We start from the raw sequence: 14010 nt of genomic DNA, 5'->3' as shown, positions 1-14010 counted from the left end.
GGCGGTTCAGCCATCAACGCATCAGAAATCCACGGTGGCCGACAGCCACAAACGGCGGCCGTCCAGGCTGTTGACGTAGCGATTGGCGTAGGTCAGCGTCGGTGCCGACGATGCGCGGTAAGGCTGGTAATCGATGAAGTCCTTGTTGAGCAGGTTGTACACGGCCGCATTCAGGGTGACGCGCTTGCTCAGCTGGTAGCTGGTGCCCAGGTGCAGCATGGTGTAGCCCTTGTAGTCACCCAGCGCGGCCTTGGCGGCGCGCGTGGAGGCCGAGGCGCCGGGATCGCGGAAGCGCTCGCTGCGGTATTCGGCGCGCAGCCAGCCGTTCCACTCGCGCGAGATATCCCAGCTCAGGCGCGCGTTGACGGCGTGCTTGGGCGTGTCGCTCAGCGGCTTGCCGGCGTTGCTGCCGCTCTTCTGCTCGCTGTCCGTGTACGTGTAGTTGGCGCTGGCCGAGAGCGTCTTGCTCAAGGGGAAGCGCGTATTCAGCTCGACGCCGCGCGTGACGGCCTCGTCCACGTTGATCGACTGGCCAAACGCATCGACGTTGGGCCAGTTGCCGAAGCTGACGCAGCCGGGACGGTTGGGCGAGGGACGGTAGTCGCAGTTGACGAGGCCCGTGCCCGTCGTGATCTTGTCCTTGAATTCATTGTTGAACACGGTGCCGCTGGCGGTCCAGCCGGCCAGGTTGTCGAAATACGCGCCGATTTCCGCCGTCGTGCTCGTTTCCGGCTTCAGGTTCGGGCTGCCGACGAGGGGAATCGTGCCCTGGCCGCCGAAACCGTTGATGCCTGGGGACAGTTGTTCCACGCGCGGCGTCTTGTAACCCTTGCTGATGCCGCCCTTGACGGTCCAGCCTGGCGTCGCATTCCACACGGCATACGCGCGCGGGCTGGTCTGGCCGCCAAAGATGCTGTGATCGTCATAACGGGCGCCGAAGGTCAGCGCGACGGTGTCCAGCACCTGCCATTCGTCTTCGACGAACAGGGCTTTTTGCGTGAATTCGAATGTCTTTGGCGCCACGCCGTCCGTCATTTCAGCTTTCCACCATTGCGCGCCGACGGTGGCCATGTGCTTACCTAAAGGCAACACCAATTTGGTGTCGAAGACCTGGCTTTCCACTTCCAGCGTGCGCGCGCTGCCGGCCACGGCGCCTGGCGTGCCCGGCGGGATCGTGCGGCCCAGGGTTTCCGTCTTGTTCACCATGTAGCTGCTGTCGAGGGTGCCGAAGCCGAAGCGGCCCGTGTGCGACAGGGTCCACTGGTCGCGCTTGTATTTCTGTTCCGGGCCGTAGCCGCCCTGCAGGCCCAGGGTGCCCAGCTGCTGCTTCGAATTGTCGTAGGTCTGGCGGCCCGCGTCGGCGTCGAGGATGACGGTATGGAAGCGGTTGGGCGTGAACGCCAGGCGCGCGCCGAAGTTGTCCACGTCCGAGCGCACGGGGTTGGCGCCCATGCTGGCGGGCACCTGCACGCCGGCCGCGTTGCTGTGGCGGATGTCGGCCGCGTCGCGGCGCTGCTTGCTGCCGCGCAGGGACAGGCCCAGCGTGTCGGTGACCAGCGGGCCGCTCAGGTAGAAGCGGCCGGCCTTGACGTCGCCGAATGCCGATTCTTCCTGCAAGGTGTAGTCGGCCGAGACGGAACCCATCCACTGTTTGCCCACCTTGCGCGTGATGATGTTGATCACGCCGCCCATGGCGTCCGAACCGTACAGGGTCGACATGGGGCCACGGATGATCTCGATACGTTCGATGGCGGCCAGCGGCGGCATGAAGCTCGTCTGCGTGCCGCCGAAGCCGTTCGGCGTGACATTGCCGGCCGCATTCTGGCGGCGCCCGTCGATCAGCACCAGGGTGTAGTCGCTGGGCATGCCGCGGATGCTGATGTTCATGCCGCCCGTCTTGTCGCCCGCCGCGCCCACGTCGATGCCTTCCACGCTTTCCAGCGCCTGCGTCAGGTTGCCGAAGCGTTCCTTCGACAGTTCCTGGCGCGTCAGCACGGTGATCGAGGCCGGCGCCTGCTTGATATCCTGCTCGAAACCGGCGGCCGATACCACCACTTCCGGCATGCTGGCCGGCGCGCCCGTCTGGGCGGCGGCTGGCAGGCAGGACAGGGCGGCGATGGCCAGGGCCACGGTGGTGGGGCGCGGCAGGCTGGCGCGGCGGGTGCTGTTGGACATGCAAACTCCTGATCGTTGATTAGTTATTGGTTTATGCAGCTGAAGTAATGGGAATCATGGGGAAAATAAGAATCATTTACAATTGCGGCCGTTATTTCCCAAAAAATATTTCGCACAGAATCTTGCGCAGGAGTTCTTAAGAGATTCTTAACCAGCCCGCGGCATCATGCGAATTTCATCCCAGGCCCTTCCCATGCATATTGTTCTCACCGAAACCGGCTGGAAAGCGGGCGCCTGCCCGGCGCCGGCATGAGCGGGCGCGCCCTGAGCGCCTGGTCGCTGCGGCGCACCCTGCTGACCGTCCTGCTGGGCCTGACCTTGAGCCTGTGGGTCGGCAGCGCCGCCATCGTGTATGTCGAGGCGCGCCGCGAAAGCCAGGAGCTGTTCGACCAGTCGCTGGTGGAAACGGGCCACCTGCTGATGTCGCTGGTGGAAAAGGAGGTGCGCGAGCACGGTTTGACGGGGCCCGTCGACCTGCCCATGCGGGGCCAGCCCAATCCGCACCACTATTTGCTGTTCAAGGTGCGCGATGCGCAGCAGCGCGTCCTGTACCGCAATGACGCGGCGTCCGACATCGCGCTGTCGCGCAGCGCGCCGGACGGCCTGTCGTGGACCGGCATCGGCGGCCAGCGCTGGCGCCTGTATGCGCTGTGGAACCAGGCGCGCACCCTGCAGCTGCTGGTGGCCGAGCCGACCAGCCACCGCGACGACATCAGCCGCGGCTTCTTTTGCCGCATCGCCGTGTTCGGGCTGCTGCTGGTGGGGCTGGCCACCATCGCCATCTGGTGGAGCATCCACCGCGTGTTCCGCGTGCTGCAAACGTCGGCGCAGGAGGTGTCGGCGCGCACGCCGAACGAGCTGGCCGACGTCAACCTGGTGGGCGCGCCGGCGGAGCTGCATCCGCTGCTGCTGGAAATTAACCGCCTGTTCGGGCGCGTGCGGCAAAGCCGCGACAACGAGCAGCGCTTCACGGCCGATGCGGCGCACGAATTGCGCACGCCGCTGGCCGCCATCAAGACCAACCTGCAAGTGCTGCAGCGGGCCCGCAGCGGGGCCGAGCGCGATGAATTCATCGCCGCGCTGGGCGCCAGCGTGGAGCGCGCCACGCGCCTCGTCAACCAGCTGCTGGCGCTGGCGCAGCTCGACCCGCAGGCGGGCGCGGCGGTCGACCTGCGCGCGGGAGACTTGGCCGACCTGTTGACCGAGCAGGCGGCGCAGTGGCGGCAATGGGGCCGGCAGCATCAGCTGTCGCTGGCGGTGAGCATGGCGCCGGCGCCATGCGCGCTGGATGCGGACAGCCTGCAGATCCTGCTGCGCAACCTGCTCGAGAATGCGCTGCGCTACACGCCGGCGCCCGGTGTCGTCGCGATCAGCTGTGGCGTGGAAGCGGGGCGCAGCTTCGTGCGCGTGGCCGACAGCGGGCCGGGCATCGCCGAGGAACTGCACGAACGCGTGTTCGAACGCTTCGTGCGCCTGGGCGGCACCCAGCAGCCCGGCAGCGGACTGGGACTGTCCATCGTGCGCCGCATCGCCGAACGCCACGGCGCGGACATCGTCCTCGGCACCGGCCTGCAGGGCAGGGGGCTGGCGGTGACCGTCATCTTTCCATGATGGTGCCGCCAGCGGTGCTGCAAACGTCTACAGCGACTTCAGGAAGCCCAGCAGCGCCTCGCGGTCGCGTGCCGACAGCTGCTCGAAGCGCTGGCGCGCCCGAGTCCCTTCGCCGCCGTGCCACAAAATCGCCTCCGTCAGGCTGCGCGCGCGGCCGTCGTGCAGGTAGCCGGCCTTGCCGCCATTGCCGATGACTTTTTCCGTGTAGCCGATGCCCCACAGCGGGGCCGTGCGCCACATGCTGCCTTGCGCCTGGCCTTCCGTGAAGGTGTCGGCCAGTCCGGGGCCCATGTCGTGCAGCAGCAGGTCGCTGTAGGGGCGGATGGTCTGGTTGCGCAATTCGGCAAACAAATGGCCGGAACCGGTCTTCATTTCCGCCGTATGGCAGGCAGCGCAGCGCATGCCCTGGAACAGTTTGGCACCAGCGGCAACCTGCTGCGGGTCGACCTTGAGTTCGTCGATCGGCGCCACGCCTTTCGGGAAACCGCTGGCCAGGCTGCGCTGCGCCGGCACGGCCACCAGGGCCAGGTACTGGGTGATCGACTGCAGGTCCGCTTCCGAGATGCCCGGCTGGCGGCCGCCCGCCGCGCAGGCCACCGGTCCCGCCATGCAGGCGCGGTTCGGATACACGGGCGAGGTGACGGCCATGTCCAGCAGCAGCGCATCGGCCGCCTGGTGGCGCAAGGTGGCCTTCGACGCCTTCCAACCGAAGCGGCCCAGGCGCACGGCGCCCGTTTCCGGCTCATACACATAGTTCGGCTGGCCCTTGACGCCGTCGGCGTCCGGCGTGGAACGGGCGCGCGCCAGGATGTCGGCTTCCGGCACGGCTTCCAGCAAGCCCGCGCCTATCATCGGCGGCGCCGCGCGCAGCGAGACGATGGCCGGCACGGGGCCTTCGAAGGCCAGGGTCGGTTTGCGCAGTTCGACCACCGTGCCGTCGGCCAGGATCGTCTTGCTGGTCGCAAAACCTGCCACGCTGACGCTGTTGCCCCAGTTTTGCGCCACGCCGGATGGCGATACGGCATTCATCTGGATCGCCGTGCCGTATTGCGGATGCGGCACCTGCTGCCCCGCGCCATCGAGGCTGGCGACGCGCACGGCCATCGTGTCGAGGCGCTGGTTCAGGGCCACGGGTGCCGGGCTGCGGCCATTGTTGACGTGGCAGGCGATGCAGGCCGACTGGCCGTAGCGCTGTCCCTGCAGCTTGACGGCCGGCGCGTAGCGGTCGTTGCCTCCCTCATTGTGCTCGCCCGTGGTGAAGTTGGTGTGCACCAGGCGGCGTCCTTCGACGAAGCGCTGCATGTTCTGCATGCCGATATTGTTGTGCGGCTGCTGGAACATGAACAGGGCGTTGTCCGAGTAATTGTAGGACACGGAACCGAGGCCGCCCGACAGCGTTTCTTCCGGCAGCGGCACGGAATTGAGGCGCGGCTGCACGCCATACCACGGCCGCAGGCCTGCGCCCACCACATACGTCCATTCGTACGAGTAGTAGCGGATGCCGCCATCGTCGCCTTTCGAGGCCATCGAGGCGGTGGTGGAAAACATCGACGGCGACACTTCGATGATGTCGCCGGCCGTCAGCGCGCGGGACTTGACGTCGGTGCCGTTCGGCATGCCGTTCGCATCGAGGCCGCCATGGCCAGGGTACTCCTTGATCAGCAGGGTGCAGGCGCCGTTGATGCCATTGGCGTTCGTCAGGCGGTCGTTGGCGGGGTAGGCCATGGGCTTGCAGACGGGGACGTTGCGGTCGACCAGTTCGCCCGGCGACATCCAGCCATAGCCCGTCACGCCGGGACGGTCGAAGCCGCGGAAGAAGGCCACGCCGCCGGAGAGGAAGTCGACGGTCGTGTACTGGTTGACGATCAGCGTGGGCTTGACGACGCCGGGCACCTTGCTGTTGTCGATGATTTCCACGCCCCAGGTGCGGTTCTTGAAGTACTGCGGCACGAAGGTCAGATAGTTGCCCGGCCCCTTGTCCCGTGGCAGGCCCGTGACGGGATCGACCGTTTCATTCGGGCCGTAGCCGATCTCGTTCCATTCCTCGCCCCGTTCGCGGCCGTGGCGCGCCAGGCCGCGCGCGCCAAAGCGCGTCACCAGGGTGCCGTCGGCCAGGCTGAATTGCAGGCTTTCCAGCGGCTGCGCGGCGGCGGGCAGCGGCGTCCAGCCATGGCCGTCGACGGGAAATTTCAGGGCCGAGGTGGCGCTTGTGGGCAGGCTGTTGTCGCTGCCCGGCGTCTTGAATGCCACTTCCAGCAGCGAGTAGCCATACTGCGTGGCGCGCGCCACGCCCTGCAGGCGGAGATAGCGCGCGTTCACGCCCAGGTTGAAAAATTCCTCCGTGCCGCCGCGGCCATTCGTCACGTAGCGGATTTGCGACCATTGCTGGCCGTCGTCGGACGCTTGCAGCGCGTACTGCTTGCCGTACGCGTTTTCCCACAGCAGCTTCATGTAGCCGATGGGCGTCTTCGCGCCGAAGTCGAACTGGATCCAGGCGCCGTCCTCGAACTTGCTGGCCCAGCGGGTATTCGTCTTGCCGTCGATCGCCATGGCGGCCGACATGCCGTTGTTTTCCACGGGCGACGAGGTGGCGGCCACGGGCGAGATGGCCACGCCGGGCTGGTTCGGGTCGATGGTGACGGGGGGCGGTTCGGTGACGGGCGGCGTCACGGGCGGCAGCACTGGCGTGCCCGAAAAGGCCTGGATTTCAAAGATCGAATAGCCGTACTGGCCAGCCCGTTTCACGCCCTGCATGCGCAGGTAGCGGCCCTGCGCGGTAAATCCCGTGATGTCCTCGATGCCGCCCTTGCTGTCGTCGATGCGCTGGACGGTGGTCCAGTGCGCGTTGTCGTCCGAGACCTGCAGCAGGTAGGCGCTGGCGTGCGCGTTTTCCCAGGCGATATGCACGCGCGTGATGCGCTGCGAGGTGCCGAAATCGAGGGTCAGGTACTCGTTGTCGGAGAAGCCGCTGCCCCAGCGCGTGCCGTCATTGCGGTCGATGGCGGCGCTGGCCGACAGGTCGCCCCGTTCCGCCGAGCTTGCCGTGGCGGCGACCGGCGTCAGCGCCGTTTCAGGCGACGTTTCCGCCAGCAGGCGCTGCGCCATGGGCGGCGCGCTGGCGCCATCTCCGCCACCGCCGCCGCATGCGGCCAGCAGCAGGGCCAGCACCAGCGGCAGGCGCCGCCTGGAAAAGTGGATAAAACCGGCCTGGTGCCGCCGGGGCCGAAGCAGGGATGTGTGCATGCTATCTTCCTTGTTTTTATTGATTATGCGAGATTGGTCAGACTGGCCGTCGCCGTATCCCCGTCCATGCTGTTGTGCATGCTGCACCGTCACGGCAGCGCCTTGCGGCCAGGGGGCGGCAAGGAAGGGCATGGCGGGCAAGGATCGGGGAGCGGTTTTTAATTGCCATGCGGCAATATTTTCTCAAGTTATAGAAGCCCATGAGGCATGTCAAGAGGTCTCGTGCAGTTGTCATCAACTGCTCATGTTGCCCGGGTTTTTTGCACTATGGCGGTGCGCAAGGTGAATGAAATTGCGCGATAGCATGAATAAAATTCAGGAAAAAATGCGTGGCGCGCGGCGGGAATGCGGTATCTTCCTGAAATGCCTGCCGACGACGCGTGCCCCCTTTTTTTGAGGAAGAACTGACCTTGCCGATTCCGCCCGCCGCACCGAACCTCCCGCCGCTTTCCCTGGCCGCCGCGCGCGCGCTGCACCTGGCCGCGCAGGGCCTGTTGCAGACGCGGCGCAAGAAGGCCGTGAAGGCCGACGTGCTGGCCGCCATCCGCCAGATGGGCGTGCTGCAGATCGATACCATCCACGTCGTGGCGCGCAGTCCCTATCTGGTGCTGTGGAGCCGGCTGGGCGACTATCCGCAGCCCTGGCTCGAACAGTTGCTGGCCGAGGGCGCGCTGTTCGAATACTGGGCGCACGAAGCGTGCTTCGTGCCGATCGAGGATTACGGCCTGTACCGCCATCGCATGCTCGATCCTGCCGCCATGGGCTGGAAGTACTCGGTGAAATGGATGGCGGAGCAGGGCGACGCCGTGGCCGCCGTGCTGGCGCACATCCGCGCCAACGGCGCCGCGCGCTCGGCCGACTTCGAGCGCACGGATGGCAAGGGCGGCGGCTGGTGGAGCTGGAAGCCGGAAAAGCGCTCGCTCGAAGTGCTGTTTACGTCGGGCGTGCTGATGATCGCCAGGCGCCACAACTTCCAGCGCTATTACGACCTGGCCGAAAGAGTGCTGCCGGGCTGGCACGACGGCTTGCTGCCAGCCGAAGACGCGGTGCGCCGGCGCCTGCTGCTGGCCAGCGTGAAGGCGCTGGGCCTGGCGCGTGCCAGCTGGATCAGCGACTACTTCCGCACGAAGCAATCGCGCGTCAGCCTGGCGCACGATCTGCGGGCGCTGGTGGAGGAGGGCGCGCTGTTGTGCTGCACGGTGGAGGGCTGGATTGACGCCGTGTACGTGCATGCCGAGCATGCGGAACTGGCGCGCAGCGCTGCTTGCGGCCGCCTGGCGCCCACCTTGACGACGATATTGTCGCCGTTCGATCCCGTCGTCTGGGACCGGCGGCGCGCGCTGGAACTGTTCGGCTTTGACTACCGGCTCGAGTGCTACACGCCGGCCGAGAAGCGCCGCCACGGCTACTTTACCTTGCCGATCCTGCGCCGCGGCGCGCTGGTGGGCCGGCTGGACGCCAAGGCGCACCGCGCGCAGGGGCGCTTTGAAATCAAGTCGCTGGCGCTGGAGGATGGCGTGCGCATCAGCCCGCGCCTGGTGCAGGACGTGGCCGGCGCCGTGCGGCGCCTGGCCGGCTGGCATGCCTGTCCCGATGTCGATATTGCGCAAGCACAGCCGGCCGCGTTCGGCGTGCAACTGGCGGCCGCCCTGCAAGATGCGGGCGACGCGGCAAGGCGGGCCGCATGATGCTGCCGCCTGCCCCTGCCCAGGTGCTGGACGCCGATGGCGTGCCCCGTTTTGGCCGCTATGCGGGCCTGGCCGGCGCGTTCGACTGGGCCGCGCTGGCGCCGCCGCATGCGCGCGGCGCCATCTGGCGTCTGTTCCATCACAAGCGCTGGCATTACGTGGCGCTGTCCACGCCCAGCGTGTTCTGCGGCGTGGCCATCGTCGACCTGGGCTGGACCAGCACCGCCTTCGCCTATGCCTTCGACCGCCACAAGGGCAAGGTCGTGGCCGCCTTTTCGCAGGACGGCTTGCCCGGCCTGAGCGCTTCGGTGGCGCCGCATGCGGGGGCCAGCAGCCGTTTCCGCTTCCTGTCGCAGAGCATCTCCATCGAAGCCCAGGCCCAGCACCGCTATCGCCTGCTGCTCGACTGCGGTCTTTTTGGCATCGATGCGGAATTCGGCCCGCCCGTGGCGCCCACCCTGCTCGCCGTCGGGCCCGTGGGCGAGGGCGGCAGCGTGCACGCGACGCAAAAGTCGGGCGGCCTGCCGCTGTGGGGCACGGTGCGGTGCGGCGCCATGGGCTACAGCCTCGATGACGGCGTGGCCAGCTTCGACTATTCGAACGGCTTGCTGGCGCGCGAGACGGAATGGCGCTGGGCCTCTGCGCACGGCCTGGACCTGGGCTTCAACCTGCAGGCCGGCTATTTCGGCGCGCATGAAAATGCGCTGTGGCTCGACGGCCAGCTGTACCCGCTGGGACGCGCCCACTTCGACTTCAACCCCGACAACCCGCTGGCGCCGTGGCATGTGTGGACGGACGACGATTTGCTCGACCTGCACTTCAGGCCAGAGGGTGCCCGGCGCGAGGACAAGAACCTGTGGATCGCGGCCAGCCGCTACATCCAGCCTGTCGGCACCTTCAGTGGCTGGGTGCGCGCCAGCGCGGATAGTCCCAAGCGCATCGTGGCGCAGCTGGCGGGCGTGACGGAAAGCCACCGTTCGCGCTGGTAGGCGCCGTGGCTCCCGCGCCGCCCCGGGACGCGGGCCGGCAGTCATTTTGTTATCAAGATGTATACTTATTTTATAATAATTGTATATAATACATCTTTTAAGATGGCAGGGGCGGGACATGTTAATGCGCGTAGCGATATCGGTTTTTGGCTCCGACTGGAAGCTGAAGGCACTGTGCAACGAAGTCCGGAACGCGCGGCTCAAGCACTTCCTGATTAAGGTTTATGGCTTGTACCAATACGAGAACAGCAGCTCGATCGCATGGAATTCGACCTTCCTGGGCAAGCCGTATTTTCCGCACGGCATCAAGACCATTTTCATTTCCGGCGGCGCGCGTATCGGCCGCAACTGCATCATTTTCCAGCAGGTGACGATAGGCTCGAATACGATGCCCGATTCCAAGGGCATGGGCGCGCCCGAGATCGGCGACAACTGCTATATCGGCGCAGGGGCCAAGATCATCGGCAGGGTTCGTATTGGCAATAATGTACGGATAGGCGCGAATACCGTCGTCTATAACGATGTGCCGGACAACAGCGTGGTGCTGTCCGGCCAGCAGCGCACGATCGTGCGCGAGGCGCGCCAGGATAACCGTTATTATTGTTTTCGCGGCAGGTGGGTATATTTCCAGGATGGCGACTGGTGCGAGGTGGACGATGCGGCCGTGCTTGCCGAACTGACGGGGGAGATTGCCGTGACCGCCTAATGTCGTGTTTCTGGCCAGACGTTGGTAGCCGGGTAGCGAAGTTTTTTGGAGAAACGCACCGCAAGGTCAAGTTTTTTTGCCGGCGCATCCTATACACTGGCGCCTAGCCGCTCCGGCAATCCATGAGGCCAGAACATGAGCATCCGTAATCTCGACAAGCTGTTCAAGCCGGCCTCGGTGGCCCTCATCGGCGCCACCGCGCGCGAACGCAAGCTGGGCGCCATCGCCCTGTACAACCTGCTGGGCGGCGGCTACCAGGGCGATCTCTGGCCCGTCAATCCCAAGTACGACGAGCTGATGGGCCTGAAATGCTACCGCAAGCTGGCGCAGCTGCCGAAGGCGCCGGACCTGGCCATCATCTGCACGCCGCCGGCCACCATCACGGCCCTGATCCGCGAACTGGGCGCGCTGGGCACGCGTGCCGCCATCGTCATGACGTCGGGCCTCGACCCCGTGCGCGAGCAGTCGCTGCGCCTGGCCATGCTGAAAGCGGCAAAACCGCACCTGCTGCGCATCCTGGGGCCGAACAGCATGGGCTTGCTGGTGCCGAAACTGGGCTTGAACGCCAGTTTCGCCCACCTGGGGGCGACGGCCGGCAAGATCGCCTTCGTGTCGCAGTCGGGGGCGCTGGTGTCGGGCGTGCTCGACTGGGCCAACGCGCATGGCGTGGGCTTTTCCAAGTTTATTTCGCTGGGCGCCAGCTACGACATCGATTTCGGCGACCTGCTCGACTACCTGGCCGGCGACATCGACACGGCCGCCATCCTGCTGTACATGGAAGATATCCAGGCGGCGCGCAAGTTCATGTCGGCGGCGCGGGCGGCCGCGCGCAGCAAGCCCGTCATCGTGCTGAAAGCGGGGCGCGAAGCGGAAGGCGCGGCCATGGCGGCCTGGCACACGGGCGCGCTGGCCGGTTCGGACGCCGTCTACGACGCCGCCATCCGCCGCGCCGGCATGCTGCGCGTGTACTCGGCCGAGGAACTGTTCGACGCCGTGGAAACGCTCACGCATATCCGCTCGCAGCGCGGCGAGCGCCTGGCGATCCTGTGCAACGGCGGCGGCCTGGGCGTGATGGCCACCGATGCGCTGGTGGGCAGCGGCGGCAAGCTGGCCGAGCTGTCGCCCGATACCGTGATCGCACTGGAAAAGGCGCTGCCGCGCGGCTGGTCGCACGACAACCCCGTCGGCTTGCCCGGCGACGCGCCCGTGCAGCGCTACGTGGACGCCATCGCACCGCTGCTCGACGAAGCGCAGGCGGACGCCTTGCTGCTGCTGCACGCACCGACGGCCATGGTGTCGTCGGTCGACATCGCCGAAGCCGTCACGCCGCTGATCAAGGCCACGTCGCGCACGGTGCTGTCCTGCCTGCTGGGCGGCACCACCGTGGCGCCCGCGCGCCAGATCTTCAACCGCGCCGGCATTCCCACCTACGACACGCCGGAAAAAGCCGTGCACGGCTTCATGCAGATCGTGCAGTACCGGCGCAACCAGGAAACCCTGATGCAGGTGCCGGCGCAGCTGCCCATGTCGGCCACGCCGCGCCGCGCGCGCGTGCGCGAAATCGTCGCCGCCGCGCTGGCCGCCGGCCAGACGGTGCTGGGCGAATGCCGCTCGAAGGAAATCCTGGCCGCCTATGGCATACCCGTGGCCACCACGCGCATGGCGGCCGACGTGGAAGAGGCGCTGGCCGTGGCGGCGGACATCGGCTACCCGGTGGCGCTGAAAATCCATTCGCCCGACATCGCGCACAAGTCCGACGTGGGCGGCGTGGCGCTCGACCTCGATACGCCCGATATCCTGCGCACGGCGGCGGCGGCCATGGAGAAGCGCGTGCGCCGCATGCGTCCCGACGCGCTGATCGACGGCTTCACGGTGCAGCAGATGGCGCGCCGTCCGCAATCGCATGAACTGATCGTCGGCGTCACGACGGACGCCGCCTTCGGCCCCGTCATCCTGGTGGGACAGGGCGGCATCGCCGTGGAAGTGACTGCCGACCACGCGATCGGCCTGCCGCCGCTGAACATGGTGCTGGCGCGCGACATGCTGGCGCGCACGCGCGTGTCGAAACTGCTGGCCGGCTACCGCAACCAGCCGCCGGCCGACATCGACGCCATCTGCTACACGCTGATCCAGGTGGCCGAACTGGTGGCCGACATCGGCGAGCTGGCCGAACTCGATATCAACCCGCTGCTGGCCGATGCCCACGGCGTGATTGCCCTCGATGCGCGCATCCGCCTGCAGCCGGGCCAGAAGAGCGACCGCCTGGCGATCCGCCCGTATCCGCAGGAACTGGAAGAGCAGGTGACGTGGATGGACCAGCCCATCCTGCTGCGTCCCATCCGTCCCGAGGATGCGCCGCAGCACATGGAACTGTTCCACGCGCTGGACCCGGACGACGTGCGCCTGCGCTTTTTCACTTCCATGCGCGAACTGCCCGTATCGCAGCTGGCGCGCCTGACGCAGATCGACTACGACCGCGCCATGGCCTTCATCGCCACGCACACGGGGCCGGACGGCAAGCCGGAAACCCTGGGCGTGGTGCGCGCCGTGGCCGACCCGGACAATATCCATGCCGATTTCGCCATCGCCGTGCGCTCGGCCCTGAAGGGCAAGGGACTCGGGCATATCCTGTTTGAAAAGCTCGTCGACTATTTCCGCAGCCGCGGCACGGAGGCGCTGGTGGGCGAGGCCATGGCGCGCAACAAGGGCATGCAGCGGCTGGTGAAAAGCTTTGGCGGCGACGTCACGCCGTCGGAAGAGCCGGGCGTCGTCAACCTGCATATCGGCTTGCGCGCGCCGTAAAGGAAAGCGCGAGAAAGCGCGGCTGGCCCGCTGCGGGTTTGTGCAGGATCAAACCCGCCCCTGTCGGTAGTCTTTACACTTTCATTTCCAGGATGATCTATCCGGCACGCTTTGGGAGTGAGTGCATGCTAACGGCAACATACATATTGGTTTCCCTGTCAGTGGAGCAGGCGAGTATTCGCATGAGTTTGCTTGCCTTTCAAAAATACATGCATGTGCAGCTGCGTCACCAGAGCCGCCTGAGCCTGGCCCAGATGCAGTACACGGGAGACTGGTTGAGCCGGCTGTACCAGGGGGGCTACTGGCGCAAGGTGGAGATGTATCTGATTCCCGCCATCCGCCAGGCCACGCCCCATGCCGATGGTTTGCTCAATGAGTTGAACGGCTTGAACCACGCCGCGCTGGAAAGCATCAATGCCGTGCAGCAGCGCGCGGGCGCCGCCATCGACAATTCCGAATTGCAGGCCGAACAGTTGTGCGCGGCCATCGACGCCTTTTGCGCCGCCTTGCTGCAGCGCCTGGAAAAGGAGGAGCGCGAACTGTTTGCGCTGGCGCGCAAGGTCATCGTGGGCGAGGCATGGTTCGCCATCGCCTACCAATTCCTCGCCCACGATGCGCGCGCCCAGGAGGCGCGCCGCGGCCGGGCGCAAGTGCTGCCTTTCGTGTTGCCGGCCGCTGGCACGCCGGACGCCGCCACGGCAATCCCGGACGCCGCTGCCGGCGCCGGGCCGCTTGCACCGGATCAGCCGCAGCGCGCGCGGGCTTGAACCGGTAGCGAGCGCACACGGCGCAGGGC

The 14010-nt window shown here is 66.5% G+C and carries 8 protein-coding genes; 6 read left to right on the top strand and 2 right to left on the bottom strand.

Features of this window, described 5'->3' with window-relative positions:
• Positions 1 to 21: 21 nt before the first annotated feature.
• The gene (locus O0880_RS23445) at positions 22 to 2175 is read right to left on the bottom strand and encodes a TonB-dependent receptor (RefSeq protein WP_289889051.1); all 2154 of its coding nucleotides are present in this window, start codon (positions 2173 to 2175) and stop codon (positions 22 to 24) included.
• A gap of 249 nt (positions 2176 to 2424) precedes the next feature.
• On the opposite strand from O0880_RS23445, the gene O0880_RS23440 reads away from it, so the two are divergent.
• A complete protein-coding gene (locus O0880_RS23440; protein ID WP_289889050.1) occupies positions 2425 to 3786 on the top strand; it encodes an ATP-binding protein in 1362 nt (453 codons plus the stop codon).
• 27 nt (positions 3787 to 3813) lie between these two features.
• Here the strand turns inward: O0880_RS23440 and O0880_RS23435 are convergent, their stop codons facing one another.
• Positions 3814 to 7029: a di-heme oxidoredictase family protein gene (locus O0880_RS23435; RefSeq protein ID WP_289889049.1), complete on the bottom strand. Its 3216-nt coding sequence runs from the start codon at positions 7027 to 7029 to the stop codon at positions 3814 to 3816.
• A 416-nt stretch (positions 7030 to 7445) separates the two neighbouring features.
• Between O0880_RS23435 and O0880_RS23430 the strand changes: the two genes are divergently transcribed.
• The 5 genes from O0880_RS23430 to O0880_RS23410 all read left to right on the top strand — a co-directional run bounded on the left by O0880_RS23430 (position 7446) and on the right by O0880_RS23410 (position 13981).
• A complete protein-coding gene (locus O0880_RS23430; protein WP_289889137.1) occupies positions 7446 to 8717 on the top strand; it encodes a crosslink repair DNA glycosylase YcaQ family protein in 1272 nt (423 codons plus the stop codon).
• A complete protein-coding gene (locus O0880_RS23425) occupies positions 8714 to 9706 on the top strand; it encodes a DUF2804 domain-containing protein (protein WP_289889048.1) in 993 nt (330 codons plus the stop codon). Before O0880_RS23430 ends, O0880_RS23425 begins: the two co-directional genes overlap by 4 nt.
• A 229-nt stretch (positions 9707 to 9935) precedes the next feature.
• Positions 9936 to 10412 (top strand): serine acetyltransferase, encoded by a 477-nt coding sequence (locus O0880_RS23420; protein WP_289889047.1) that lies wholly within the window; start codon positions 9936 to 9938, stop codon positions 10410 to 10412.
• A gap of 135 nt (positions 10413 to 10547) precedes the next feature.
• Positions 10548 to 13214, top strand: coding sequence for a bifunctional acetate--CoA ligase family protein/GNAT family N-acetyltransferase (locus O0880_RS23415; protein WP_071324421.1), 2667 nt, complete (start codon positions 10548 to 10550; stop codon positions 13212 to 13214).
• 182 nt (positions 13215 to 13396) lie between these two features.
• Positions 13397 to 13981: a hypothetical protein gene (locus O0880_RS23410; RefSeq protein ID WP_071324420.1), complete on the top strand. Its 585-nt coding sequence runs from the start codon at positions 13397 to 13399 to the stop codon at positions 13979 to 13981.
• Positions 13982 to 14010: the final 29 nt, after the last annotated feature.

Source organism: Janthinobacterium sp. SUN118 (genome assembly GCF_030397695.1).
GTDB lineage: Bacteria > Pseudomonadota > Gammaproteobacteria > Burkholderiales > Burkholderiaceae_D > Janthinobacterium.
The sequence above is the reverse complement of the archived record's forward strand: the minus strand, read 5'-3'. Positions and strand labels throughout refer to the sequence as shown.